We start from the raw sequence: 25,493 nt of genomic DNA on the forward strand, positions 1-25,493 counted from the left end.
CCATAACCTGCTGCTATGAATACGCGTGAACTGTTCCCGGGCTTTTGCTAAAGGCTTCGCGCGGAACATCGAAAGGCGGACTTTGGCGGTTCAGGACGATCTCAACTGGAACCTTCTGCGCACCTTCTACGTGATCGCGCAGGAGCGCAGCATCACCGGTGCCTCGCGGCGGCTTGGGATTTCCCAGCCGTCGGTCAGCGCGTCCCTTCAGAAGCTGGAACAACAGCTCGATTGCCAGTTGGTCTTCCGCGACAGCCGACATTTCGAGCTGACCCTGCGCGGAGACAAGATCTATTCCGAGTGCCGCGCGATGTTTCAGGGCGCTGATCGGATCGCCTTGCTGGCGCAGGACAATCCCGAGGACGAGCGCGGCGAGGTGCGGTTTCAGATCATCTCGAACCTCGTTTCACCGCTCATCGACGAGCTGATCCGTCTGTTCCACCAGCGCTATCCCTCGGTTCGGTTCCACGTCGAGGTACGCAACAGCCACGAGATCGTGCGCAACATCATGAAGGGGCAGATCGGGCTGGGGTTCTGCCTGCTGAACCGCCCGGTGCTGAATCTCGACTCGCTACGCCTGTTCCGCGAAGAATTCAGCCTGTTCTGCGGCGCCGAGCATCCGTTCTACGGGCGCAAGACCGTCACCGCTCGCGAACTGGAGCAGGAGCCGTTCATCTCGTTCTCCTGCGCGACCGAGGGCATGGGGCTGGAGCCGATGGCGGTGCTGCGCGCCAGCGCGAACCTTGGGCGCCGGATCACCGGCACGAGTTCCAACTTGCGCGAGGTGAAGCGGATGATCGTCGCGGGGCTGGGCATCGGCATTCTGCCGCCCGACGCGGTGCAATCCGACATTGCCGAAGGCGTGCTGTGGCCGCTGAAGCTGACCGAGCACCCGATCGGAGCGGACGTCTATCTAGTCCATGCGCCGGTCGCGGACCTGACCCCGGCCGATCGGCGGTTCCTGGAAACCGCCGAAGAGATCCTGCCGCTCTACCAGGACGAGGGTTAGCGCGCCGCCAGTTCCGCAGCCGCCAGATCCTCGAGCGCTGTACCCGCCGATTTGAACAGGGTGAACTCGCTGTCCGACTGGCGGCCCGGATGGCGGCCCTGGCACAGCTCGGCCAGGTCCGCGTGAAACAGCATCGGGTCGATCAGCCCGGCCTTGGCAGGCTGCGCAAGGTCGCCGCCCAACATGGCGCTGTCGGTGTTGTCGACGAAGATCTTCGCTTGGGTCACTGCCTGGTCGTCGCTTTCGCGCATGTCCGGGCGGAATGAGCCGACAAGGTCGAGGTGCGTGCCCGGCTTCAGCCATTCCCCCTTCACGATGGGCGACGTCGAGGCGGTGACGGTCGAGATTACATCGGCCTCGGAGCAGGCAAGTTGCAAAGACTTCACTGCACGCGCGGGAAGGCCAAGCGCAGCAAGGTCGCGGGCGACATGCTCGGCGCTGTCAGGGCTGCGGCCCCAGACGCTGATGCGGTCGTAGCGGCGCACCGTGACATGGGCCTGCGCCATGGCCCGGGACAGCTGGCCGGTGCCGACGACCAGCAGATGCTTCGCATCGCGCCGCGCCAGGTAGTCCGCTGCCAGCGCCGAGGCGCAGGCGGTGCGCCGCGCGGTCAGCAGGTCGGCGTCCATCACCGCGCGCATCTCGCCGGTCTCGCCGTCGAAGAGCATGTAACCCGCATTGATCGTCGGTTTTCCCCTTTGCGCGTTCTCGGGGAAGAAGGTCACGACCTTCACCCCGATGGACGATCCAGGCACCCATGCGGGCATGATCAGCAACGAGGCTTCGCTGCCGTCGGGTTGGCGGATCGGCAGAACCTGGCGGGCAGGGGCCTCGACCTCGTTCTCCGAAAACCAGGTGCGCAGCTGGCCGATCAGTGCCGCCCAGTCCAGGGCCGCGGAGATTTTGTCGTCACTAAGCCCAAGGCTCACCGGTCGGCCCTTTCGACTACCGCATGTAGCAGGATGTTCAGCGCGGGGCCGAAATCCTCGGGCTCGCAATGTTCCTCGTTGTTGTGAGTGATCCCGCCCTTGCAGGGGGTGAAGATCATCGCCGTGGGGCAGTGGGTCGCCAGGAAATAGGCGTCGTGGCCCGCCTGGCTTTGAATGTCGCGCCAGTTCGCGCCTAGTCGGACCGCCTGCTGGCGCAGGCTGTCGACAAGATCCGCGTCGAAGATGTCGCCGCCCCATTCCCATTCGTCCTCGATCGTCGCTTCGCATCCGGCGATGGCGGCGCTTTCGAACAGGGCGCGGCGCATGCGCTCGGCCATTGCGCGGGTGGTGATCGGATCGGGGTGGCGCACGTCGCAGACCGCCTCGGCGGTGTCGGACAATATGCCTGGCTTGTTCGGCCAGGCGGTCAGCCGGGCGGCGGTGGCCTTGCCGTCGTGTATCGCGAAGTCCCAGCCGATGTCATCGACGGCGGTCAACCAGCGCGCGCCCGCGACCAGCGCGTTGTGGCGCAGGTCCATCGGTGTCGGGCCGGTGTGGGCGGTCTGCCCTGCAAAGCTGGCGCGCATCCCGCGCACCGGGTAGCCGCCAGTGACGATGCCGACCTCGCGCCCCTCGGCGTCGAGGATCGGACCCTGCTCGATGTGAAGCTCGAAATACGCGTCGATCTCGCCCGCCTTGCAGGGGCGGTCGCCCTTGTAGCCGATGCGCTCAAGCTCGTCGCCGAAGCGGGCGCCGTCGTCGCCAATCAGGTTATGTACCCAGTCGACCGAGTACTTGCCGATGAAGCAGCCCGAGGCGACCATCGGCGGCGAGAAGCGCGCGCCTTCCTCGTTGGTCCAGTCGACGATGACGATGGGCCGCCGGGTGGTGTGGCCCGCGTCGTTCAACGTGCGCACCAGTTCTAGCCCGGCCAGCACTCCGGCGATGCCGTCGAACCGGCCGCCGTTGATCTGGGTGTCGAGGTGGCTGCCGATCAGGATCGGGGGGAGATCCGGATCGGTCCCTTCGCGGCGACCAAAGATCGAGCCGCATTCGTCCACCTCGACACTCAGGCCCGCATCCTTGCACCAGGTCACGAACAGGTCGCGTATCTGCCGGTCGGCATCGCCTAGCGTCAGACGGGACAGCCCACCGGGACGGCCTTCGCCGATGCCGGCCGAAGCCTCGATCGTTGACCAGAAGCGTGCAAGGTCGGTGCGGGTTTCCGCAGAAAAAGTCATGTGTCTATTCCCTTGGTCAGAACAGAAGGTGCGGCAGGCCGGTGACCAGCGCGGGGAAGAGGATCATCGCGACCAGGACCGCGATCATCACGCCGAGGAACGGCACCAGGTGGCCGAAGGCGCGCGACAGCGGGATGTCCGCGACGCGGCAGGCGGCCATCAGGTCGATGCCCAGCGGCGGCGTGTTGGCCCCGATGGCCAGGTTCACCGTCAGCAGGATGCCGAAGTAGACCGGGTCGATCCCGTACTGGCCAAGGATTGGCAGGAACACCGGTGCCAGGATCAGAATGATGGCAATGGATTCCATGAACGTGCCCAGGATCAGCAGCACCAGCATCATCAGCAGGAGCGCGATGGTGGCGCTGTCGGTGGCCTGGGTGATGCCCGCGACGGCCATTTGCGGCACGCGCTCAGCGGCGAGGATCCAACCGAAGACGCTGGCGGCGGCGATGACTAGCAGGATCGCGCCCGTAGTCTCGGTCGTCTCGCGCAGCAGTTTGACCACCTTGCGGATCGTCAGGCTGCGATAGACCACAAGGCCGATCACCAGTGCATAGGCGACGCCGATGCCCGCGGCCTCGGTCGGGGTGAAGATGCCCGAGCGGATGCCGCCGACGATGATCACCGGAGCCAGCAGCGCCAGAACCGCATCCTTCGCGGCGGCGGCCAGTTTCCCACCGTCGAAGGGCTCGCCCCCCGACCAGCCGAAGCGGCGAGACTGGATCCAGGCGACGATCATCAGACCGATGCCCAGCAGCAGCCCCGGCACGATGCCGGACACGAACAATTGTCCAACCGAGCTGTTGGTCGCGGTGCCGTAGACGATGAGTACGATAGACGGCGGAATGACCGTGCCCAGCGAGCCCGCGCAGCCCAGGGCTGCGGCGCTGAAGCCGGGGTCGTAGCCGCGCTGCTTCATCGCGGGCAGCATCATGGTGCCGATGGCGACCACGTCCGCCACGCCCGACCCGGACAGCGAGCCGAACAGCATGCAGGCGATGATCATCACGATGGCCATGCCGCCGGTGCGCTGGCCGACCAGCGCCGAGCAGAGCGCGATGATCCGGGGCGCGAGCCCGCCGTGGACCATCAGGAGGCCCGCCAGCAGGAACAGGGGGATCGCCAGAAGGGTGAAGCTGTCGATACCGGCGACCGCGCGCTGCGCGACCACGATCATCGGCGCCGTGTCGGCGATGAAAATGTAGAAGATCGAGCTGAGTCCAAGCGCGACGGCAATCGGCGCGTCGATCAGCACCAGGAAGACGAAGGCGGCCAGCAGCAGGACAAGGGCCAGGCTCATTTGCGCCATCCTCCCAGCAGGAATGCGATCAGCGACAGCGCGCAGGCTACGGGCAGGACCAGGTAGAAGAGGCCCACGGGCAGGCTCAGCGCGGTCGTTGTGTGGGACCAGGTCATCTCGGCGAGCTTCGCGCCATTGATGCCCAGAACCGCGAGAAAGACGACGGTGGCGGCGGCGGCGAGCAAGCGGATCGCGCCGCGCAAGGCGGGGTTCGACACCAGCAGGTCGGTCAGCCCGGCGCGGAAATGCGTGCCGCGCCAGAAAGCAGAGACCGCGCCCAAAAAGGTCAGCCAAACCAGCAGAAGACGGGGCAGTTCCTCGGCCCAGCGGGGAGTGTGGCCGGCCAGGTAGCGCGAGCCGACCACGTAGACGACGGCGGTAGTGAAAGCCGCGACCAGGCCCGCGCCGATCCAGCGGATGCCGGTATCGAGTGCGGTGCCCAGTTTTTCGGGTATCCTAGTCATCGCCGAAAGCTCCGTTCGGGCCGCGGCACAGGCTGCACTCGTCGCAATAGGCGGCGATTACCACCCATTCGTCGGACAGCACCTCGACCTCGTGATCCAGGCCCGGGGGCAGGCGCACGGCCGTGCCCTCGGTCATCTCGTATTCCTCGCCGCCCGCGCGCAGCACGGCACGACCCTTGAGGGTCAGCGTGACCTCGTCGCGGGGATGGGAATGGGCGACGGATTTCGCGCCCTTGCGCCCCGTGGTCAGCGCGAACTTGATGAAGCCCTCGCCGCGCTGAGCGGGCGAGAACAGAACTTGCTGCTGGAAGTCGAAGAGTTGCACCGGTTCGACCGATGCAACGTTCTTCACCTCGGGACGCAAACCGCTCATTTGCGGTAGGTGTCGAGGATGCCCAGAAGCTCGGGGCCAAAGACCTCAGCCTGGCTTTCCCAGATCGGGGCGACGGCCTCGACGAAGGCGGCCTTGTCCACCTCGTTGAATTCCATGCCCTTGCCTTCCAGGGTCGCGACCAGCCCGGCTTCGGCTTCGGCGGCCATCACGCGCTGTTCTTCGGCCCAGTGCTGGGCAGCCTCAAGCACGATGGTCTGGTCCTCTTCCGAGATCTGGTCCCAGGTCATCTTCGACATGGTCAGGCTGGCCGCGCCGAAGATGTGCTCGGATTTCGAGACGTATTTCTGCACTTCAAAGAACGAGGCGGCGTCGATGATCGACAGCGGGTTTTCCTGCGCGTCGAACAGGCCCTGCTGCAGGGCCGAGTAGAGCTCGCCGAAGGCCAGCGGGGCAGGCTCGGCACCAAGGCCCTCGAAGGTCGCCAGGCGCACTTTGTCGGGGGTGACGCGGATCTTCAGACCTTCGAGGTCGGCCGGTTTCTCGATCGGACGGGTGTTGTTTGTGATGTTGCGGAAGCCGGTTTCCCACCAGGACAGGACGACCATGCCCTTCGGCTCGAGCAGTGCTTCCAGCGCGTCGCCCAGATCGGCGTCCAGCGCGGTGAACGCCTGCTCGCGCGAGGTCCAGGCATAGGGCATTTCGATAATGCCCATTTTCGGTTCGATATACTGGAACGAGCCCGATCCGATGACACCGGCCTGCACAGCGCCGAACTGCATGCCCTCGATGACCTCTTTCTCGCTGCCCAGCTGCCCGCCGGCAAAGACCTCGATGGCGACGCGGCCCTCGGTCTTTTCGGCGACTTCTTCAGCGAAGCCGGTGGCGGCGGTGTGCCAGCTGTGTGCTTCGGGCAGCACGTGGCCGAGGCGGATCTCGACCTGCGCGTCCGCGGCGGTCGCGAACGTGGCGAGGGCCGCGAAGGCCAGGCCGAAGCTGTGGGGGATCTTGTTCATGTTTTTGGTCTCCTGTTGAACCGATGGCCGGGATAAGGCCGTAAGGCAGGCGCGCGCGCAAATAGGCGGAACCTATGGGTGTCAGAATCCGGAAGGTTCTCGAGAGAAAGGGCTTTGAGACCATAGCTTTATGAGGTGAGCTCGGCGCGGTGCATGATATTTGGGCCCCGACAAATGCCCGTCGTGAGAAGCGACTGACAATCCTCGCACGCCCCATGGAAACGTCTAGCAACCCCAGAAGGTTTGATCCGCCTCAATCCGCGCTGGTGATTCCGAGGTTAGGCTCGTCTCGGAGAGCCGTGACCATGAGCGCAAATTGACAGGCATGTGGCGGTGCAGGCCATGATGGCGATCGAAGGGATACCCGGATGGAGGATTGGACAACGGACCTGACGCCCCATACTTCAATGCCGGAGGCAGGCGCATGAGCGCCCGCGATCCCGCCCCGAAAATCCTGATCGTCGGCGCCGTCGCAGGGGGCGCCTCGGCCGCGGCCCGCGCCCGGCGCCTTAACGAGAGGGCACAGATCATCATGTTCGAGAAGGATCCCTACATCTCCTTCGCGAACTGTGGTCTTCCGTACTACATCGGCGGCGAGATCACCGACCGTGACAAGCTGCTGGTCGCCACGCCCAAACTGTTCCACGACCGCTTCCGGGTCGAAACGCGGGTGCAGCACGAGGTGACGGCCATCGACCGCGAGGCGCGTTCGGTCACTGTACACGACATCCTGGACGGGTCGACCTATCACGCGACCTACGACAAGCTCATCTTGTCGCCGGGCGCGGTGCCGATCCTGCCGCAGATCCCCGGGATCGAGTCGCATGGGGTGTTCACCCTGCGGACGATCCCCGACATGGACCGCATCATCGCCGCCATGCCCGACGCGCGCTCGGCGGTGGTCATCGGCGCGGGCTACATCGGGCTCGAGATGGCTGAGCAGTTCACCCGGCGTGGGCTGGGCGTCAGCATCGTCGAGCTACAGAACCAGGTCATGCCCTTCTTCGACTACGAGATCGCCGAGCCGTTGCACCGCGAGATCGAACGCCATGGCGTGCGCCTCGAGCTGGGGCGTGCTGTCACCGCCGTCGAGGCCGAGAACGGCGCGGCGACCGGCGTCACCCTGGCCGACGGCACGCGCCTCGAGGCGGACATCGTGCTATTCTGCATCGGAGTGCGCCCCCTGACAGGACTGGCCGAGGCCGCAGGACTGAAGATCGGTGAAAGCGGCGGTATCGCGACCGACAATTTCATGCGGACGTCAGATCCGGATATCTATGCCGTGGGCGATGCCGCGGAGTACCAGTTCGGCCCCACCGGCATGCGCCAGCGCGTCCCGCTGGCCGGGATCGCGAATAAGGCCGGGCGGGTCGCCGGGCAGCATGCGGCCACCGGTTCTGCGCGGCCCTGTCCCGCCGCGTGGAGCACCTCGATCGTGCGGGCCTTCGATGGCGCGGCAGGGCTGGCCGGCCTGTCCCAGTCGCAGGCGGCGAAACGGGGTTACGACGCCGGCGCAGTGCACATCGTGTCGTTCCATCATGCGAGCTACTATCCGGGCGCCGAGGCGCTGGCGGTGAAGCTGGTCTACGACCGGGCCACCCGGCGGGTCCTCGGGGCGCAGGTGATCGGGCGGGTCGGGGTCGACAAACGGCTCGACGTGGTCACCACGCTGATCCATTTCCATGGCACCGTCGACGACCTTGCCGGACTGGACCTGGCCTATGCGCCGCCATTCGGCTCGGCCAAGGATCCGCTCCATATGGCGGCCTTCGCCGCGCAGAACGACCTCGACGGGCTGGCGCCGCTGATGGATCCGGGCAATGACCTTGGTCCGTTCCAGGTGGTCGACGTGCGCTCCGACACCGAGGTGGCTGAGCGGCCTTTCCCGCACGCGTCTCACGCGAAACATATCGAACTGAACCAGTTGCGCGAGCGGTTGGGCGAGCTGGACCCAGAAGCGCCCACCGTGGTCGCCTGCCGCACCGGCCTGAGATCCTATGTTGCCGCGCGCATCCTGCTGCAACACGGGTTCAAGGAGGTCTACAACCTCTCTGGCTCTGTCTCGATGCGGGATTTCGCGACGAACCGGAAGTCGGGGCTCGGCGCCGAGACGCCTGCGCAACTGCCGCGTCCGCAACACATGTTCGACTTTCCTAGCGCGCGGAAGAAGTCGGATCCCAGCGGTTAAAACGTCAGCGTCCGGCCCGCTGGAAGGGCCGGATCGCGAGGGGGCGGAAGCCCTCGATAAGGAAGCGAAGCCCCGCCGCCGCCCCGACATAGATTGAAATCAACAGGAGAGGCGCGCTCGGCGCGAGTACCGAGAAGGCGGAGAGGCCCTGTCCGACGCTGCACCCGAAAGCCGTGACCGCGCCGGTGCCCATCAGGAAGGCGCCGAACAGCTGGCGTCGCAGCTCGCGGGGGTCCTCGCAGGCTTCCCAGCGAAACTCGCGCCGGATCATCGAGCCGAGGAACGCGCCCCCGATCACGCCGAGCACCGAGCCGATACCGAAGTCGATGTACGAGCCGGACATGGTCATCACGTAGAGCAGCGTCTCGCCCGTAGGTGCCGCGTAGCTGTGCGACCTGACCTGTTCCGCGCCGAATCCGTTGGACGCGATCCAGCCCGTCGCGGCCCATCCCGAGGCTATCGCGAAGGCGATAACTGTTGCCCATGCCAGTGTCTTGCCATGCTGCAGAAAGTCGCGGCTCGACAGCATCCAGGCGGTGCCGGCGAGGCCGACGAGGCCGGCCATCCAGACGAACGGCACTCCGGTCATGTCGGCCATGCTGGCGCTGGGTGTTTCGGTCACGGGAAACAGCCAGACACGGAGGATGGCGATCGGGCCGGCTATCGTCATGTAGGCGGAGATCCCGATCACAAGGACCACGACGAAGGCGCGCAGATCGCCGCCGCCGAGGCGTGCCAGCGCCCCGTGGCAGCAGTGCCCGGTTAGCGCCATGCCGATGCCGAACATGAGCCCGCCGACGATCACCGCGAACGGGTTCCAGCCGGTCGAAAGATAAATCGAGTCTGCGGGGGTGAAGAGTCCAAATGCCGTCAGCACCGCGACGAAGAGTATCGAGAACGAAATCGCCAGCCCCCACATCCGTAGCCGGACGTTGCTACCACCGTGCAGGTGATCCTCGATCGCGCCAAGGGTGCAGAAGCCGCCGATACGTGCGGCCAGACCGAGCAGAACGCCTCCGAAAGCGCCGGCTACGGCCGCGAGCTGTCCTTCGCTGAGCCAGTCCAGCATGAATCCCTCCCAATGACGGGCGGAATTCTCAGGCGTCCGCCTCGTCGTCGCGGCAGTACATTTCGTACACCGTCTCGATTATTTTGCGCGGACGGTCATCGGTCAAGCTGTAGTAGATGTTCTTACCGTCCCGCCGGGTCTTCACCAGCCCCTGAAGCCGCAGCCGCGCCAGTTGCTGCGAGACTGCCGCCTTGCGGGCCGATAGCAACTGTTCCAGTTCCGTGACCGACCGCTCGCCCTGCGTTAGGGCGCAGAGGATGATGAGCCGGCTTTCCTGGCCGAGCGCACGCAGAAAGTCCGCAGCCTGCGTCGCGCGGTCCAGGAACTTCTCCCGGTCCTCGTCGCTCAGATCCTCGGATAGTTCAGGCAGAGCCACCCAATGTCCCCCTAAAACGGCAACTGTTCCTCTATTGCCGCGATCCCGGCCCGCGCGCAATCATCATCTGCCGAAGGCGACGGCGCGCCGGACACACCCACGGCTCCGACCAGCGTGCCCGCGACCTCGATCGGAACGCCGCCTCCCAAGGGCAGAGCCATCGAGATCTGACGGATCGCCGATGGGGCGGTGCCCTCGGCGGTCAACTCGCCGAGCGAAAGCGTGTCGGTGCGGAAGCTGACGGCGGTCCAGGCCTTGCGGTTCGCCGTCTCATGGACATGCGGTCCCGCGAACCGGTCGCGGACGAAGCTTTGCACGGTGCCGAACCTGTCGACCACGGCGACACCGACCTGGTAGCCCTCGGCGCGGCAGGCCTCCATCGTTTTCACCGCGAGGTCGATCGCCAGTTCGGGCTGAAGCACGCTGAAGGTGACAAGAGCGTCGTCGTCGTCCTGCGCAAACGCGGGTCCGGCCATGACGGCCAGAGCTGCCAGCAGCGCGCATCCAGTGCGTTTCATGATGATCCCTCCTCCATGTTTTTCAGCATTCGTCCCAGCAGCCCCCAGAAGAAGTCTTCGCCGGGGTAGCCCTCGATGCGGCCGATCTCCGCACCTTCGTGGAACAGAACGAAGGTCGGGGTGAAGGTCACGGCACCAATACCCGCAAGGTCGTCCGGTCGGGGTGCGTGCAGATCGACTCGCCGCAGCGGGGCAATCTTCGCTTCCGCCGTCTTGGGATAGATCGGGGCGATTTCCTCGTTCCAGCGGGCGCACCAAAAACAGCCGCGCTCTTCGAACATGACCAGTTCCTGCGCCCGAAGCGGCGCAGCGATGAGCAGCAGCAGGAGGAGGAATGCTTGCTTCATTTCGCAAGTGTAGGCGATTGACGATGATTAAACAATCAATCTAACGTGAAACTGTTATGTCAAGCGGAGGGGCCCCGTGCTCGATGTCTCCATTGCTGGCGCCGCCTTTGCAGGGCTCCTGTCGTTCCTGTCGCCCTGCATCCTGCCCATCGTGCCGTTCTACCTCGGTTACATGGCCGGGCAGAGCGTGCAGGCGGTCGACACCGGCGTTCCGCTGGATGCGGCGGTCAGGCGACGGGCGTTCCTCGGGGCCGTTGCGTTCTCTGCCGGTATCATCACCATCTTCGTGCTGCTCGGGATGAGCGCCACCGCCTTCGGGCAGTTGGTGCGCGAATGGATGCCCGTGCTGCGCTATGCAGCAGCGCTGCTGATACTGCTCATGGGGCTGCACTACCTCGGCGTGATCAAGATCGGTTTTCTTTATCGGCAGTATCGTGCGGACGTGGGCGGGAAAGGGAACTGGAGCTTGTTGACGGCCTATGCCATCGGGCTGGCCTTCGCCTTCGGCTGGACGCCTTGTGTCGGCCCGGTGCTGGCTGCGATCCTGTTCACGGCGGCCGGTCAGGAGGATGTTCAGCGCGGTGCCGTGCTGCTGCTGTCCTACGGACTGGGAATGACCCTGCCATTCATGCTCGCGGCGCTCTTCGTCGGCCCGTTCATGCGTTGGATGGCCGGTTTCCGGAAACACCTCGGCACCATCGAGAAGGTCACTGGCGGCCTGCTGGTCGTCTTCGCGGTGCTCATCGGCACCAACACGATCAACTACATCGCCGAGGCGATGCTCGCCATCGCCCCCGATATCGGCGTTCTGCAATAGGGAAGGAGACGGATATGAGACATCTGACTGCCGCGCTGCTGATGCTGGCGCTTCAGGCAACGGGACCGGCCCTTGCCGCGGAACTGGGGGATGACGGGCTCCACAAGGCCGTCTGGATGCAGGACACGTTCAAGGACCTGTCCGAGGACCTTGCCGACGCCACTGCCGTGGGCAAGCGCCTGGTGTTGATGGTCGAGCAGAGGGGCTGCTCCTACTGCACCAAGATGCATGAGGAAGTGTACTCCGACCCTGTGATCGCAGCGCATCTGAGCGATGACCTCTACGTCATCCAGATCAATTTCTTCGGGGATGTCGAGGTTACGGATTTCGATGGTGAAACCCTTCCCGAGAAAGAGATGGTCCGGAAGTGGGGACTCATCTTCACGCCGACGCTGATGTTCTTCCCCGAGGAGGTTGACGGCACGATTCCGGCAAATAAGGCGGCGGTCGCATCCATGCCGGGCGCATTCGAGAAGGGGACCACGCTCGACCTGATCACATGGGTTCTGGAAGACCGCTACGAGGGAGAGGAAACCTTCCAGAAGTACCATGCCCGCAAGCACAACGAGCGCGTAAATGCGCAGTGACGAAAGGGTCCTAGTGCACGGCATTCAATTCAACAGTTTCTCGATTACGAAATTGTTGTAGACATCAGCGGCAGGGCGCGATTACCATACTTGAAAACAACGATGCGAAACGGGAGGAGCGGAATGCGGCTGAGCGCGATCATGCTCGTGTGCGCGGTGTCGGCGGCCCAGGCCGAAACGGTCGGGCCGGATGACGTCGTCTTCGAGGACGGCGCGGTGACGGCCTCGCTGACGGGGCAGCCGGGCAACGCGGCCAATGGAGCCGTGCTGATGGACAAGGGATCCGGCAATTGCATTGCCTGCCACAACGTGTCGGCGCTGAGCGAGTTGCAGTTCCAGGGCGACGTCGGGCCGATGCTCGACGGTGTTGCCGATCGCTGGAGCGAGGCGGAACTGCGGGGCATCGTCTCGAATGCCAAAATGATGTTCGACGGCACCGTGATGCCGTCCTTCTACAGAACGTCCGGTTTCACCCGTCCGGGCGATGCATTTACCGGCAAGGCACCTTCCGGCGCGTTGGAGCCTCTGCTGACCGCGCAGGAAGTCGAGGATGTCGTCGCCTTCCTGATGACGCTCAAGGACGAATAGCGGAGAGCTGAGATGGACCTGACCAGAAGGCAGTGGATGATTATCGGTGCGGGGGCAGTCGCCGCCGCGGGCCTTGCGCCTCTGAGCGCGCTGGCCAAGCCGATGGACGAGGCGATGGCCGACTTCACCGGCGGCGCGGACGTGGCGGACGGTGACGGCATCGAGCTGACGACGCCCGAGATCGCGGAGAACGGCAACACGGTTCCGATCGAGGTGTCGGCGCCCGGCGCAGCGGCCATCGCGGTCTTTGCCGAGGGCAACCCCGAGGCCGAGGTCGTGACCTTCAGGTTCGGTGAGCTTGCAGGGTCGCAGGCCGCGTCGACGCGGATCCGGCTTGCCAAGACCCAGAACGTCATCGCCGTCGCGCAGCTGGCCGACGGCTCCTTCGTCCGGACCGCGCGCACAGTGAAGGTGACGATCGGCGGTTGTGGCGGCTGAGCAGGAGGAGAACCGAGAATGGCACAAGGTGTGAAAGCCCGTGTGAAAGTCCCCAAGAAGGCTTCGGCCGGCGAGGTGGTGACGATCAAGACCCTCATCAGCCACCCGATGGAGTCGGGCCAGCGCAAGGACAGCGACGGCAACGTGATCCCGCGCTCTATCATCAACAGGTTCACCTGCGACTTCAACGGCGTGAACGTGATCGACGTCACGATGGACCCGGCGGTGTCGACCAACCCGTACTTCGAGTTCGAGGCCAAGGTGCCGGAGGCCGGTGATTTCCAGTTCACCTGGTATGACGACGACGGCGACGTCTACGAGGAATCCAAATCGGTCGCCATGGCCTGAGGCCTGCGATCCAGGGAGGAACAATGAAGAAGACTGTCGCAACAGCATTCTGTATCGCCTTTGCCGCCACCGCGGCAGTCGGTCAGGACGACTCGACGTTGATCGTGAACGAAGAGCTCGAACTGACCACCGAGGCGCCGGCGCCCGAGCATCTCTCGGACGCGCTGAGTACCATTTACTCGGGCTGGCGGTTCCGCACGCCCGAGACCCAGGCGCTGCAGATGGACGACTTTGACAATCCCGGCATGATCTATGTCGACGCGGCGCTCGACGCCTATGCGACGGTCGAGGGCGAGGCGGGCGAAAGCTGCCAGTCCTGCCACGGTGACGTCGAGAGCTTCACCGGATTGCGGACCACGATGCCCAAGGTGAACGAGGCCGTCGGCGAGTTGTGGACCATGGAGGACTACATCAACAACTGCCGTACCGAGAACATGAAGGCCGAGCCCTGGAAATGGTCGGGCGATGACATGCAAGGCATGGTCGCCCTGATCGCGCATCAGTCGCGGGGTTTGCCCATGAACGTCGCCATCGACGGCCCAGCCGCGCCCTACTGGGAGCAGGGGAAAGAGACCTACTATACCCGGTTCGGCCAGCTGGAACTGTCCTGTGCCAACTGCCACGAGCAGAACTACGGCTACAACATCCGGGCCGACCATCTGAGCCAGGGGCAGACCAATGGATTTCCCACCTATCGGCTGAAGCAGGGCAAGCTGATCTCGCAGCACAACCGCTTCCGTGGCTGCATCCGGGACACGCGAGGCGAGACCTTCGCCGAGGGATCCGACGTGTTCCGGGCGCTCGAGCTCTACGTCGCATCTCGCGGCAACGGCCTGTCGATCGAGAGCCCGGCCGTCCGCCAGTAGCGGCAAGCCAAACTCAGCAGCAGTCGCCCCCGGAGGTCTCCGGGGGCTTCCAGGAACCGCGCGTCGGGCGCGGAACGGAGGACCTATGATCTCTCGGCGCGATTTCCTGCAGACCGGCATGGCGGCAGCAGCGCTCTACGGGGCGGGCGGCTACGGCAACTGGGCCCGGCTGGCCGCGCAGCAGGCGCTCACCCAGGACGACCTTCTGAGCTTCGAGACGATGGGCAATGTCAGCCTGATCCACATCACCGACATCCATGCCCAGCTGAAGCCGGTCTATTTCCGCGAACCGGGGATCAATATCGGCGTGGGCGAGGCGCGGGGCCTGCCTCCGCACATCACCGGCGACGATTTCCTGAGGCTCTACGGTATAGAACCGGGCACGCCGGCCGCCTACGCGCTGACCAACTCTGACTTCGCGGCGCTTGCCAAGGCCTATGGCAAGGTCGGCGGGCTTGACCGGGCGGCGACGGCAGTCAAGGCGATCCGGGCGGATCGACCTGATGCGCTGCTGCTTGATGGCGGCGATACCTGGCAGGGCAGCTACACCGCGCTCAATACCGATGGCGGCGACGTGGTGCGTGCGATGAACGCGCTGGGCATCGAGGCGATGACCGCGCACTGGGAGTTCACTCTGGGCATCGACCGGCTGACCGAGATCGTGGACGACGAACTGCAATTCCCCTTCCTCGGCGCAAACATATTCGACACCGAATGGGACGAACGGGCCTACGATCCCTACGTCTTTTTCGAGCGCGGCGGGGTGAAGATCGCCGTCATCGGCCAGGCCTTCCCCTACATGCCGATTGCGAATCCCAGTTGGATGTTCCCCGGCCTGTCCTTCGGAGTCCGCGAGGACAACATGGCCGAGATCGTCGAGGAGGTACGGGCCGAAGGGGCCGGGCTGGTGGTCCTGTTGTCGCACAACGGATTCGATGTGGACCGCAAGCTGGCCGCGAGCGTGCCAGGCATCGACGTGATCCTGACCGGGCACACGCACGATGCGCTGCCCGAGCCGGTGGTGGTCGGGAAGACCTTGCTGATCGCCTCGGGTAGCCACGGCAAATTCCTGACGCGGCTGGACCTCGACGTGCAGGGCGGCCAGGTGAAGGGTTTCCGCCACAAGCTGATCCCGCTCTTCTCGGATGTGATCGCGCCGGATCCCGAGATGGCGGCGCTGATCGACGAGGAGCGCGCGCCCTACGAAGCGGAGTTGAACGAGGTTCTGGGCACGACCGAGACCACGCTCTTTCGGCGCGGGAACTTCAACGGCACCTGGGACGATCTACTGTGTCAGGCCCTGATCGAGGAGCGCGAGGCCGATATCGCCCTGTCGCCCGGCTTCCGCTGGGGGCCGTCGCTGATCCCCGGCTCCGACATCACCCGCGAGGCGCTCTTCGGGGTTACGGCGATGAGCTATCCCAACGCCTACCGCACCGAGATGACGGGGGAGTTCCTGCACACCGTGCTGGAGGACGTCGCGGACAACCTCTTCAACCCCGATCCCTACTACCAGCAAGGTGGTGACATGGTCCGCGTCGGGGGCATGGGATACCGAATAGATATCACCCAGCCGCAAGGCAGCCGGATCACAGAGATGACGCTGCTCAAGACCGGCGAACTCATCGACGCGGCCAAGACTTATGTGGTCGCCGGCTGGGCCAGCGTGAACGAAGGCACCGAGGGCCCGCCGATCTGGGATGTGGCCGAGGCCTACATCCGGCGCCAGGGCACGATCCAGCTCGATGCCAATCAAAGCGTGAAAGTCGTCGGGGCCTGACCCGAGAAGCAGGAGACCGCTATGTCCGATGATGCCAAAACCAGCCGACGCGGCTTTCTGACCGGCACCCTCGCCGCCGGAGGTGCGGTGGTCGCTGCGCAGGCCCGCGCAGACGACCCGGCGATCACCGAGGTGCAGCCCTGGGCGCAGGCGCTGGGCGAAGGGGTGGATGCGCGCCCCTACGGAATGCCTTCGGAGCACGAGGCCCATGTCGTGAGGCGCAATGTGCCCTGGCTCACCGCCGACGCAGTCTCCTCGGTCAATTTCACGCCGCTGCACGAGTTGGACGGGATCATCACGCCCAACGGGCTCTGCTTCGAGCGCCACCATGCCGGGATCGCCGAGATCGATCCGGGGATGTACCGGCTGATGATCAACGGGCTGGTCGACACGCCGCTGGTATTCACGCTGGAGGACCTCAAGCGCTTCCCGCGAGAGAACCACGCCTATTTCCTGGAATGCGCCGCAAACAGCGGTATGGAATGGCGCGGTGCGCAGCTGAACGGCTGCCAGTTCACCCACGGCATGATCCACAACGTCATGTATACCGGCGTGCCGCTGCGCCTGATCCTGGACCAGGCGGGGGTGAAGACCGCCGGCAAGTGGATCCTGCCCGAGGGCGCCGATGCCTCCGCCATGACCCGCTCGATCCCGCTCGAGAAGGCAATGGACGACTGCCTCGTCGCATTCCGCATGAACGGGGAAGCTCTGCGGCCCGAACAGGGCTACCCGGTGCGGCTGGTCGTGCCTGGCTGGGAAGGCAACATGTGGGTGAAATGGCTGCGCCGTATCGAGGTCGGCGATGAGCCCTGGCACCACCGTGAGGAGACCTCGAAATATACCGACCTTCTGGAGGACGGCCGCGCGCGGCGCTTCACCTGGGAGATGGACGCGAAATCGGTCATCACCAATCCCTCGCCGCAAGCGCCGATCACCCACGGCCCTGGTCACACCGTCATTACCGGCGTCGCCTGGTCCGGGCGGGGCACGATTCCGCGCGTGGACGTGACCCTCGACGGCGGGGCCAACTGGCATCAGGCCCGCATGTCGGGACCGAGCCTGAACAAGTCCCTGCACCGTTTCTACTATGAGTTCATGTGGGACGGCCGGCCGCTGCTACTCCAGTCCCGCGCGCATGATTCCACAGGTTACGTGCAGCCGACCAAGGACCAGTTGCGCGAGGTCCGGGGCACCAACTCGATCTACCACAACAACGGCATCCAGACTTGGGCCGTGAACGAGAAGGGCATCGCGGAAAATGTCGAAGTTTCTTAACGCCGCTCTCGCCGCCACCCTCATGACTTCGCCGGTGCTGGCGGGCGATCTGGGGCTGGGACGCCCCGCAACCGAGGCGGAGATCGCCGCCTGGGATATCGACATCCGCCCCGACGGCGCCGGTCTGCCCGAAGGCAGTGGCACGGTCTGGGATGGCGAGGAACTCTTCGCGGAACGTTGCGCCGCCTGTCATGGTGATTTCGGCGAGGCCGTCGGACGTTGGCCCGCGCTTGCGGGCGGTTTCGACACGCTCGACACCGAGGATCCGGTCAAGACTGTCGGTTCCTACTGGCCCTACCTCTCGACCGTCTGGGATTATGTCCACCGCGCGATGCCATTTGGCGATGCACAGTCGCTGACAGACGACGAGGTCTACGCACTGACCGCTTACATCCTCTACGTCAACGATGTGGTTGACGACGAAGAATTCGAACTGAGCCACGAGAACTTCCTCGATGTGCGGTTGCCGAATGAAGAGGGCTTCTTCCCCGACGACCGTGCCGAGGTTGAACTTGACGCCTTCGGCGAAGAGCCCTGCATGCAGACCTGCAAGGATAGCGTCGAGATCACCATGCGCGCACGCGTACTAGACGTGACACCCGACACAGCGGACGACGACGGCACGACCGAAGCGGTGGCCAAGGCGGAAGAAGAGACCGAAGTCGCCGCCGCCGAGGCCGAGGCGGAAACGGAAGCCGCGACCGCCGGTCCCGACCCGGAACTGGTCGCTGCGGGCGAGAAGGTGTTCCGCCAGTGCCAGTCGTGCCACCAGGTGGGTGAGGGGGCCAAGAACCGCACAGGGCCTGTGCTGAACGGCATCTATGGCCAGCCGGCGGGTATGGTCGCAGACTTCCGATACTCCAAGGCCCTGTCGGCTATGGCCGACGACGGCCTCGTCTGGGACGAGCCCAGCCTGGCGGCGTTCCTCGCAGACCCGCGAGGCTTCATGAAAGGCACCAAGATGTCTTTCCGTGGCCTGCGCGAGGACGAGGATCTGGCCGCCATCATCGCCTATCTTCAGGCGCATGCGGACTAGGTTCGCAGCACTGGCGATCTGCCTCGCGCCGTTGCCCGCATCGGCCGATTTGATCGGTGATGCCAAGCGGGGCGGGGATTTGTTCGCGCAATGCAAGTCTTGCCACCAGATAGGCGACGGCGCGCAGAACCGGGTCGGTCCGCACCTCAACGGTATCTTCGGGCGGCCGGCCGGTGCGGTGGATGGCTTCACCTATTCGAAGGCGATGCAGCGCGCTGGCGCGGACGGGGTAATCTGGACCCTCGAGACACTCGACGCGTTCATCGAGGCACCCAAGTCCGTCGTCTCTCGCACGAGAATGAGCTATGCCGGGCTGAAGGACCCCGATGACCGCGCGGACCTTCTGGCCTACCTGCGCAGCCATTCCGACAGCCCGCGCGACATTCCCGAGGCAGAACCGACCGCGACCCCGACTGACCACGCACTCGACCCGGCCATCCTTGCGCTGGAAGGCGATCCGGACTGGGGCGAGTACCTCTCCAGTGAATGCGTGACCTGCCACCAGAGCGATGGCGCCGACGAGGGTATTCCGTCGATCACGAACTGGCCTACCGAGGACTTTGTGATCGCCATGCACGCCTACAAGTCCAAGATCCGGCCGCATCCCGTGATGCAGATGATGGCCGGGCGGCTGTCGAACGAGGAGATCGCCGCGCTCGCTGCCTACTTCGAAACCATAGAGTGACAACGGGGAGGATATCATGAGACTCAGCAGAAGACTGTTTCTCGGCGCCGCGGCGGCCGGCACCGCCGGACTGGCTTCGTCGATGGTTGCCGGGCAGGGCGCGCCGCGCGTTGTCGTCATCGGTGGCGGGGCAGGCGGCGCTACGGTCGCACGATACCTTGCGAAAGACAGCGACGGTGCGCTCGATGTAACGCTGATCGAGCCGACCCGGACCTACTACACCTGCTTCTTCTCGAACCTCTACATCGGTGGCTTCCGCGACTTCGCGTCGATCGGGCACACCTACGGCACGCTGGCCACGGACTACGGGGTGAACGTCGTGCACGACTGGGTGGTGGGCGTCGACCGCGACGCGAAGACGGTGACGCTCGCCTCGGGCGGATCGCTCCCCTACGACAGGCTGGTGGTCTCGCCCGGGATCGATTTCATCGACGGTTCGGTTACCGGCTGGGATATCAGCCAGCAGAACCGGATGCCGCATTCGTGGAAGGCGGGGTCTCAGACGCAGCTCCTCAAGGCGCAGATCGAGGCAATGCCCGAGGGCGGGGTGTTCGGCATGATTGCACCGCCCAATCCCTATCGCTGCCCGCCAGGACCTTACGAGCGAGTCTCGATGGTCGCGCATCTGCTGAAGCAGACGAACCCGACCGCGAAGATCCTGATCGTGGATCCGAAGGAGAAGTACTCCAAGCAGGGCCTGTTCGAGGAAGGTTGGCAGGTGCATTACACCGGCATGATCGACCGGATCGGACCTGATTTCGGCGGCGATAATGTCGAGGTGCGGCCGGACGCAATGGAGATTGTCATCGACGGCGAGGTCGAGAAGGTTGACGTCTGCAACGTGATCCCCGCGCAGAAGGCCGGCCACATCGCCGAAGCAGCCGGTCTGTCAGACGACAGCGGTTACTGCCCGATCGCCCCGGCCAGCATGCAGAGCCGCGTGGATCCGAACGTCTATGTTCTCGGAGACGCGACAATCGCCGGGGACATGCCGAAGTCCGCTTTCTCGGCGAACAGCCAGGCCAAGGTCGCGTCGATGGCGATCCGCGCCGAGTTGACCGGCAGCCGAGCATTCCCGCCCAAGTTCGCCAACACCTGCTGGTCGCTGATCGCCCCCGAAGATGGTGTGAAGGTCGGCGGGGCCTACGAGGCGACCGACGAAAGGATCGCCAGCACCGAGAGCTTCGTCAGTCAGACCGGCGAGGCCGCAGAGTTGCGCAAGCAGACCTACGAGGAATCGCTCGGTTGGTACGCCGGGATCACCGCCGACATCTTCGGTTGATACAGGAAGTCCACAGGAGGCTGGCGAGGCGGGTGCATTCGCAGCCGTCACCTTTCCGGCAAGAGCGCCGCTCGGCCTGGCCTTGGTCTTGCAACTCATAGTGCAAGGTCCAATCGGCTCTTTGCGAAAGCGAATTCTCCTGAGCGCCTTGCCCGTCGGATGGCGTCGAACAGAAGCTCGGGTCAGGGCTTATTCCCGCTTGACGCCCTCCCCGCGATTCCCTAAACACCCCCTCGCCGTGGCGGAGTAGCTCAGCCGGTTAGAGCAGCGGAATCATAATCCACCAAGTGACTTCTTGCTTCACCGAAAAATCTTCTTCGTAATATGAGAAAAGGGCTCCCGGGGGAGCCCTTCTGTATTTTTTCATGTGGATTTTTCCTAGGCTGCGAGCAGATCTTTCTCCATCTTTTCAAACAGCGCCACGTCCTCTTCTGGGTTCTCAAAGAGGTGTCCGTAGACATCCATCGTCATGGTGATGGACGAGTGCCCGAGGATCGACTGCACCTTTTTGGGCGTCCAGCCTTGTTCAATGAAGAGTGAGGCTGCAGCGTGACGTAGCGCGTGAAAGCCGAACTTGGGCTTGCCGTCATCGCCGACCATGCCGTTCTCCCTCTGTAGCGGGGCGAAGACGCGGGTGTAGATGTTCGACAAGTTCTCGATCTTTCCCGCACCGTTGGGGAAGACGAGGTTCTGTGGACCCGCCGGGCATTTGGGCTTCCACTGCGAGAGCTCCTCGATGACACGCGGCGCCATCGGGATCACTCGCTTGCTTGAGCGGCTCTTGGGCTTACCGAGTTCGTTGTAGTAGTCCGCCCGCTGAACGACTTCGATCACCTTCCGGTCGAAGTCAACGTTGTCCCAGGCCAGTCCACGCAGTTCGGAAACCCGCATCCCGGTGAAGATCGCCGTGACTATCAGGGGGCGATGCCTATCCGGAGTGTTTGAGATCATAATTCTGATCTCTTCCTTGGTGGGGATTGCCCGCTCCGGCTCGTCGCGCCGATTTCGCTTCATTTTCACATCCCGGGCCACGTTGTGGGGAATCCATTCGCGTTCGACAGCCTCCCCAAGAGCCGACCGCAAGCTCGCGAGAACTTTCTTGGTCATTGAGCGCGACATGCCTTCGTCCTGCATTTCATCGATGAAGTCACGAACGTCGGCTCGAGTGAGCTCCGCGACCGGCAGACTACCGATCTTCTTGTCGATGTGATGAGCGACATGGCCGCGGTAGCTTCGAAGCGTTGCGCGCTCCAGCCCGTTCCTTTCGCAGGTCTTGAGCCACGCGTCGCAGGCGTCACGGATGGTTTTTGTCTTCGTCATTGGGCAGCTCTCATTCTGTGTTTGTCTGCGTCTATTATACGACGAGCGGGCTCTGCCGTCGGGTGTTTTCCCTAGTTCGGAAGAAAAAAGATAGTAATCATCACCGGTGAACGGCTTCTTGCTGATCTGCCGGGCCTCACTCTGAGTGGGTCGCTGTCGCCGAATCTAGATGCCTAACTGATATTTCATTTTATGATTATAATTCATATAGTTGTGGTATTTATGGTGCGTCGTGGATGCGTACCAAGTACGTCGAAAAACATACTTTTTTTAAGTACTTAGGTTTTCTGAAATTTGACGGCATCTCGCGCCGCTCAAAGTTCCTCTCGTTCCAATGCCGTCCTAAATTTGAATAATAAATCTAATTTATACTTATAAGTAACGGATGAATATATCTGTTGTGTCCGCATCTGAAGGATCTAACGATTTCATATACAACATAACTGAGGGCATCACTTGAGAAAGGACAAGCAGTGACGCATAAAGAGAGCATTGCAGGCATGCTTGCGAGAGCAATCGATTATTCCGGCCTTACACAAGCCGAGATTTCGAGGAGAGCCGGACTGGGGCGACCGAACTTTCTGTCGATGATGAAGAGCGGAGAGGCCCGTGTGCCCATCGAGCGGATCCCGGCTATTGCGAGTGCCTGCGGGGTTGAGCCCATCCCGCTTCTCCGCGCCGCAATGCGTGAGTACCACCCAGAGGTCTGGAGTGTCCTCCTGGAGCATTTCTCCCACCCGCTGACAAGAACGGAAGAAGCCATCCTGGAGGCCTACGACGAAGCAGGTGAGGGGCGGGACCTCCGGATGAACCCCGCACTCTATCTCGCTTGCGAGTTGATGTTCCGAGAGATGTTCGAGGCGCACGGAGGCTAGTCGCGGGTGCCTACTGAAGCTTCTTCCCGAGCACCCCAGGCGGGGTGCTCGGTCGTCGCCTAAACCCGGTTTCGGGCGAGAACTTTTCTGCCTCATTTCGATTTGCCTGCATTGGGCGCCCGACAGCGAGTCAAGTCAGCGCTGAGTAGCAATGAAACAAGGCTCTCCTGACTGAATGCGGTCGGTCAATCCAGCCGCCTTCTAGAGGCCTCCCTATTTGCTGACTGGGGGAGAAGGAGAGGGCCCCGATAAACGGCACGACGAAAACTTCACTCGTCATCCGCTTTCTCCTCTGACACCGACCATCCACGCCTGTCGATCTCCCTTGCTACGTCTCTTCTCCATTTCCGTGTCAGGTTTCCCAGTCTCGAGTGCACTACCTTCACAAGCTCCACATACCCGACCGTATAGCCCTTCACTCCCTGATTTCTCGGAGCCTTGCTCTGCTCCCCCAGCATCCGCTTCTCTAGGTGATCCTCCCCATCCATCCGATGCTTCGAAAAACACGCAGCCTGCACGCCCATAATTCCGTTGCGTTCGAAAGCTCTGATCTGAGGGCTTCGTTTGAGCGCACTTTGCGTGCTTGCTTCCCCCATACCCGCCGGCACATCGACGACGGGGATCCTGAAGTCGAACACGTACTTTCTGAGTTCTTGGAAATTGAAGTTTCCAAGGTCCTCTACGAAGGTCAGGCCGAGTACGTTCAGCACCGGGCCCTTCACGTCAACTTCTATCCTGGATCGACGTTGCTCCGGTGTCAGGAGGTGTACCGTGCCCTTCGCAAGGTTTCGCTTGTCCTCGACTTTGTCGTTGATCCTGACCATCAGAGGGTCCCCTTGCGCACCTGCATAGTACGTCCCGGTGACGGGACCAAACCTTGCAAGTCCGCGTCGGTCCGTCTGAAGCCGCACCATGTTCGCGCGGTGTGTTGCTTCGTCTACGTCGTTTGAGTGGTCAGGGAAGTCCTCCGGGATGTCGAGCAGAGGGCGGGTCTTCGTTCTCGGCCTGCCGTTCCTGCGTAGTTTCGGCACACCCTCTGGTGTCAACTCATCGAACGCAACTCTGGGGAATCCGTTTTTGTGCGCCCAAATTACGTCTTGAGGCAGAAGATGCCGTCGCAGAACGTCGGTCATTCGAAGGCGCGCGGACGCGCTTTGGTCCTCCGGGTAGAAGTCGATCGAGAGCTCCATCGCCTCTATGGTGATCGGCTGATATTCTGCGGGCAGTAGGTCGGGATAGGACCTTATCGCATCGATCGCTCTGAATAGCGCGCGGGCGTCCGGTTCCTGCATACGCAAGACGAACTGCGTCCCCTGATCTTGGTGTTCTGTTGTTACAAGCGGACACCAGACCCTGGCGTGAACTGTCTTATTGCAAGCTTTTGCCAGGCGGCGTTGTATGTTTTTTGGTTGGTGTTCATCGGCGGTCTCAAAGTAGATTTCGATCCAGTCGATGACCGAATTGCAGGTGTACGATTTTAGATCGATCTCCGGGCGAAGGTCGAACCTGCCATTATATCTTACCTGCTTGGCACTCGTTGGCTCCAACTTGTAAAAGATCGTCGGGTCTACTTCTTCTCCGTCCGCGAGGAACAAGCGGTGGGGCTGATGATCGATTGGGAAGTCGATTACCCGGCTTAGATCAGGTTTCGGCATTGGGGGGGCTCCTTCGTTACTCTGAGTTTTGCGTTCGTAGCGTGCGGCCGTGTTCTTTTTCCCTCGTCTGCGAAGACAGAACCTCATGCTGGCGCTCTTCGCAGGTGACCGGCTTGGGTGGCGCACCGGACCATCGAGTTAGCCAAGTGCTGTCCGGATCCATTTCGCCCTGTTCTGCGCTCCGTAGGTGTTCCGGTGGAGCAGCTTCGTTATGCGGGGCATCCCTGGCAGCGGCGGGTGCGGATCCTAGATACCGGAAGGTTTCTGGCGCGATGGTGGGTATGGGGATCGATGTTTCCGGGGCGACACAACCTCGCGGGCTTTGGTTATGTTGCCGTCTGGCAAATTGCTCTTGGGCGAGCTCCGGTATGCCGCTGGCGAGTTCAGTGGGTGGAACACAGCTAAACGGACCGAATGACTTGCCGGAAGGATTGCAGGCGCATGATCGTGCATTGCAGGGCTGGTCTAAGACTAGGCCGCGTCGGTGCCGGCCGCGGGTTCGGAAAGCACGCCTTTAGCGGTGGGTATTCCCCTGAGTTTCTTCCGAACCGATCGTGACACCCAATTGAGCCACAGCGCGTATACGTCTGGCCCAAGGCTCCGGACCCAATCGTGAGTTTTGGGGAACATATCGGCGCTGATCAGTTCCGGTCTTGGATCGCGGTTGCTCAAAAGGATCTTCTTGCCCAGCGTCTCCGCAACGGGAGTTTCGAGCGGGATCAGTGCGTGAAAGTGGGCGGTACGTACATCGGGAGCGAGGTCGGAACTGGCTCGTAGAGCGATTTCCTTGGCAGCCGCGACTAGATCTCGTCTGTATTCGTCTCCCCCGTACCGAGCGACTGCGGACCGCGAACTGGAGAAACTGCTCGGAAGGGCCATCAAGAGATGTACAGCCGACAGGCAAAGTACGATACCGCGTTCGCGGATGCATCGCTCTAGAACGGTCTTCTGGCTGCAGACGAAATCGAGTCCGCGGTAGCCGCGATCTTTCCCAGGAATAGCTTTTCCAGGTTGGCCTTTCTCGACGATCCACTGTGCGTCGTCCTGCGCAAGTCGGTATTGTCCGCGAGAGTCTAGGTTGAACAGGAACGTTATCGGATTGGGCATGACAGAGTCTCTCTGTTCGCGGCCGAGGCCGCGGTGTTCGCTTTGT

The 25,493-nt window shown here is 63.1% G+C and carries 27 protein-coding genes; 14 read left to right on the plus strand and 13 right to left on the minus strand.

The features are described from left to right. Window positions 1-82 precede the first annotated feature (82 nt). On the plus strand, window positions 83-1,009 hold the full coding sequence (locus tag ACW9UR_RS23530) for a LysR family transcriptional regulator (protein WP_458919525.1): 927 nt from the start codon (window positions 83-85) through the stop codon (window positions 1,007-1,009). On the opposite strand, the gene lhpI is transcribed toward ACW9UR_RS23530, so the two are convergent. From lhpI to ACW9UR_RS23560, 6 genes are read right to left on the minus strand one after another with little or no spacing between them, the layout of a single operon-like run. Beyond that, window positions 1,006-1,938 carry a bifunctional Delta(1)-pyrroline-2-carboxylate/Delta(1)-piperideine-2-carboxylate reductase gene (gene lhpI, locus ACW9UR_RS23535; protein ID WP_458919526.1) on the minus strand — a complete coding sequence of 311 codons (933 nt, stop codon included), beginning with the start codon at window positions 1,936-1,938 and terminating at the stop codon, window positions 1,006-1,008. The two genes, ACW9UR_RS23530 and lhpI, sit on opposite strands and share 4 nt — an antisense overlap. After that, window positions 1,935-3,179, minus strand: coding sequence for a Zn-dependent hydrolase (locus ACW9UR_RS23540; protein ID WP_458919527.1), 1,245 nt, complete (start codon window positions 3,177-3,179; stop codon window positions 1,935-1,937). The genes lhpI and ACW9UR_RS23540 overlap by 4 nt, the downstream gene beginning before the upstream one ends. Before the next feature lie 16 nt (window positions 3,180-3,195). Beyond that, entirely contained in the window at window positions 3,196-4,479 is a 1,284-nt protein-coding gene (locus ACW9UR_RS23545; protein WP_458919528.1) for a TRAP transporter large permease, read from the minus strand. Continuing rightward, complete coding sequence (locus tag ACW9UR_RS23550) at window positions 4,476-4,943, minus strand: TRAP transporter small permease (protein ID WP_458919529.1); 468 nt, start codon at window positions 4,941-4,943, stop codon at window positions 4,476-4,478. Before ACW9UR_RS23550 ends, ACW9UR_RS23545 begins: the two co-directional genes overlap by 4 nt. Further along, window positions 4,936-5,316, minus strand: coding sequence for a cupin domain-containing protein (locus ACW9UR_RS23555; protein WP_458919530.1), 381 nt, complete (start codon window positions 5,314-5,316; stop codon window positions 4,936-4,938). The genes ACW9UR_RS23550 and ACW9UR_RS23555 overlap by 8 nt, the downstream gene beginning before the upstream one ends. Continuing rightward, window positions 5,313-6,290, minus strand: a complete 978-nt coding sequence (locus ACW9UR_RS23560; RefSeq protein ID WP_458919531.1) for a TRAP transporter substrate-binding protein — start codon at window positions 6,288-6,290, stop codon at window positions 5,313-5,315. The genes ACW9UR_RS23555 and ACW9UR_RS23560 overlap by 4 nt, the downstream gene beginning before the upstream one ends. A 424-nt stretch (window positions 6,291-6,714) precedes the next feature. On the opposite strand from ACW9UR_RS23560, the gene ACW9UR_RS23565 reads away from it, so the two are divergent. Then, window positions 6,715-8,478: an FAD-dependent oxidoreductase gene (locus ACW9UR_RS23565; RefSeq protein ID WP_458919532.1), complete on the plus strand. Its 1,764-nt coding sequence runs from the start codon at window positions 6,715-6,717 to the stop codon at window positions 8,476-8,478. A 4-nt stretch (window positions 8,479-8,482) separates the two neighbouring features. Here ACW9UR_RS23565 and ACW9UR_RS23570 read toward each other — a convergent pair whose 3' ends face one another. From ACW9UR_RS23570 to ACW9UR_RS23585, 4 genes are read right to left on the minus strand one after another with little or no spacing between them, the layout of a single operon-like run. Further along, a complete protein-coding gene (locus ACW9UR_RS23570; RefSeq protein WP_458919533.1) occupies window positions 8,483-9,547 on the minus strand; it encodes a YeeE/YedE family protein in 1,065 nt (354 codons plus the stop codon). A 28-nt stretch (window positions 9,548-9,575) separates the two neighbouring features. Further along, window positions 9,576-9,923 (minus strand): ArsR/SmtB family transcription factor, encoded by a 348-nt coding sequence (locus ACW9UR_RS23575; protein ID WP_458919534.1) that lies wholly within the window; start codon window positions 9,921-9,923, stop codon window positions 9,576-9,578. 11 nt (window positions 9,924-9,934) lie between these two features. Next, the gene (locus ACW9UR_RS23580; protein ID WP_458919535.1) at window positions 9,935-10,441 is read right to left on the minus strand and encodes a GlcG/HbpS family heme-binding protein; all 507 of its coding nucleotides are present in this window, start codon (window positions 10,439-10,441) and stop codon (window positions 9,935-9,937) included. Continuing rightward, complete coding sequence (locus ACW9UR_RS23585) at window positions 10,438-10,722, minus strand: hypothetical protein (protein WP_458919536.1); 285 nt, start codon at window positions 10,720-10,722, stop codon at window positions 10,438-10,440. Before ACW9UR_RS23585 ends, ACW9UR_RS23580 begins: the two co-directional genes overlap by 4 nt. A gap of 142 nt (window positions 10,723-10,864) precedes the next feature. Between ACW9UR_RS23585 and ACW9UR_RS23590 the strand changes: the two genes are divergently transcribed. The 11 genes from ACW9UR_RS23590 (at window position 10,865) to ACW9UR_RS23640 (ending at window position 20,490) form a co-directional block, all read left to right on the plus strand. Then, on the plus strand, window positions 10,865-11,605 hold the full coding sequence (locus ACW9UR_RS23590) for a cytochrome c biogenesis CcdA family protein (RefSeq protein ID WP_458919537.1): 741 nt from the start codon (window positions 10,865-10,867) through the stop codon (window positions 11,603-11,605). Window positions 11,606-11,619: 14 nt separating this feature from the next. Next, window positions 11,620-12,192, plus strand: coding sequence for a thioredoxin family protein (locus ACW9UR_RS23595; RefSeq protein WP_458919538.1), 573 nt, complete (start codon window positions 11,620-11,622; stop codon window positions 12,190-12,192). Between the two features lie 123 nt (window positions 12,193-12,315). Beyond that, a complete protein-coding gene (gene soxX / locus ACW9UR_RS23600; RefSeq protein WP_458919539.1) occupies window positions 12,316-12,780 on the plus strand; it encodes a sulfur oxidation c-type cytochrome SoxX in 465 nt (154 codons plus the stop codon). Window positions 12,781-12,792: 12 nt separating this feature from the next. Beyond that, a complete protein-coding gene (gene soxY, locus ACW9UR_RS23605; protein ID WP_458919540.1) occupies window positions 12,793-13,218 on the plus strand; it encodes a thiosulfate oxidation carrier protein SoxY in 426 nt (141 codons plus the stop codon). 18 nt (window positions 13,219-13,236) lie between these two features. Next, window positions 13,237-13,566 carry a thiosulfate oxidation carrier complex protein SoxZ gene (gene soxZ, locus ACW9UR_RS23610; RefSeq protein ID WP_458919541.1) on the plus strand — a complete coding sequence of 110 codons (330 nt, stop codon included), beginning with the start codon at window positions 13,237-13,239 and terminating at the stop codon, window positions 13,564-13,566. A 23-nt stretch (window positions 13,567-13,589) separates the two neighbouring features. Further along, the gene (soxA, locus tag ACW9UR_RS23615) at window positions 13,590-14,432 is read left to right on the plus strand and encodes a sulfur oxidation c-type cytochrome SoxA (RefSeq protein ID WP_458919542.1); all 843 of its coding nucleotides are present in this window, start codon (window positions 13,590-13,592) and stop codon (window positions 14,430-14,432) included. A gap of 85 nt (window positions 14,433-14,517) precedes the next feature. Continuing rightward, window positions 14,518-16,212 carry a thiosulfohydrolase SoxB gene (gene soxB / locus ACW9UR_RS23620; RefSeq protein ID WP_458919543.1) on the plus strand — a complete coding sequence of 565 codons (1,695 nt, stop codon included), beginning with the start codon at window positions 14,518-14,520 and terminating at the stop codon, window positions 16,210-16,212. 21 nt (window positions 16,213-16,233) lie between these two features. Then, window positions 16,234-17,487, plus strand: coding sequence for a sulfite dehydrogenase (gene soxC, locus ACW9UR_RS23625; protein WP_458919544.1), 1,254 nt, complete (start codon window positions 16,234-16,236; stop codon window positions 17,485-17,487). Further along, window positions 17,471-18,523 (plus strand): c-type cytochrome, encoded by a 1,053-nt coding sequence (locus ACW9UR_RS23630; RefSeq protein WP_458919545.1) that lies wholly within the window; start codon window positions 17,471-17,473, stop codon window positions 18,521-18,523. Before soxC ends, ACW9UR_RS23630 begins: the two co-directional genes overlap by 17 nt. After that, window positions 18,513-19,208, plus strand: coding sequence for a c-type cytochrome (locus tag ACW9UR_RS23635; protein ID WP_458919546.1), 696 nt, complete (start codon window positions 18,513-18,515; stop codon window positions 19,206-19,208). The genes ACW9UR_RS23630 and ACW9UR_RS23635 overlap by 11 nt, the downstream gene beginning before the upstream one ends. Before the next feature lie 16 nt (window positions 19,209-19,224). Further along, window positions 19,225-20,490, plus strand: a complete 1,266-nt coding sequence (locus ACW9UR_RS23640) for an FCSD flavin-binding domain-containing protein (RefSeq protein ID WP_458919547.1) — start codon at window positions 19,225-19,227, stop codon at window positions 20,488-20,490. Window positions 20,491-20,868: 378 nt separating this feature from the next. On the opposite strand, the gene ACW9UR_RS23645 is transcribed toward ACW9UR_RS23640, so the two are convergent. Then, complete coding sequence (locus tag ACW9UR_RS23645) at window positions 20,869-21,810, minus strand: tyrosine-type recombinase/integrase (RefSeq protein ID WP_458919548.1); 942 nt, start codon at window positions 21,808-21,810, stop codon at window positions 20,869-20,871. A 473-nt stretch (window positions 21,811-22,283) separates the two neighbouring features. Between ACW9UR_RS23645 and ACW9UR_RS23650 the strand changes: the two genes are divergently transcribed. After that, a complete protein-coding gene (locus ACW9UR_RS23650) occupies window positions 22,284-22,685 on the plus strand; it encodes a helix-turn-helix domain-containing protein (protein WP_458919549.1) in 402 nt (133 codons plus the stop codon). 269 nt (window positions 22,686-22,954) lie between these two features. Here ACW9UR_RS23650 and ACW9UR_RS23655 read toward each other — a convergent pair whose 3' ends face one another. Next, on the minus strand, window positions 22,955-24,340 hold the full coding sequence (locus ACW9UR_RS23655; RefSeq protein WP_458919550.1) for a hypothetical protein: 1,386 nt from the start codon (window positions 24,338-24,340) through the stop codon (window positions 22,955-22,957). Window positions 24,341-24,811: 471 nt separating this feature from the next. Then, complete coding sequence (locus ACW9UR_RS23660) at window positions 24,812-25,447, minus strand: hypothetical protein (RefSeq protein ID WP_458919551.1); 636 nt, start codon at window positions 25,445-25,447, stop codon at window positions 24,812-24,814. Between the last annotated feature and the right edge of the window lie 46 nt (window positions 25,448-25,493).

It is taken from the genome of Halovulum sp. GXIMD14794 (assembly GCF_054457455.1).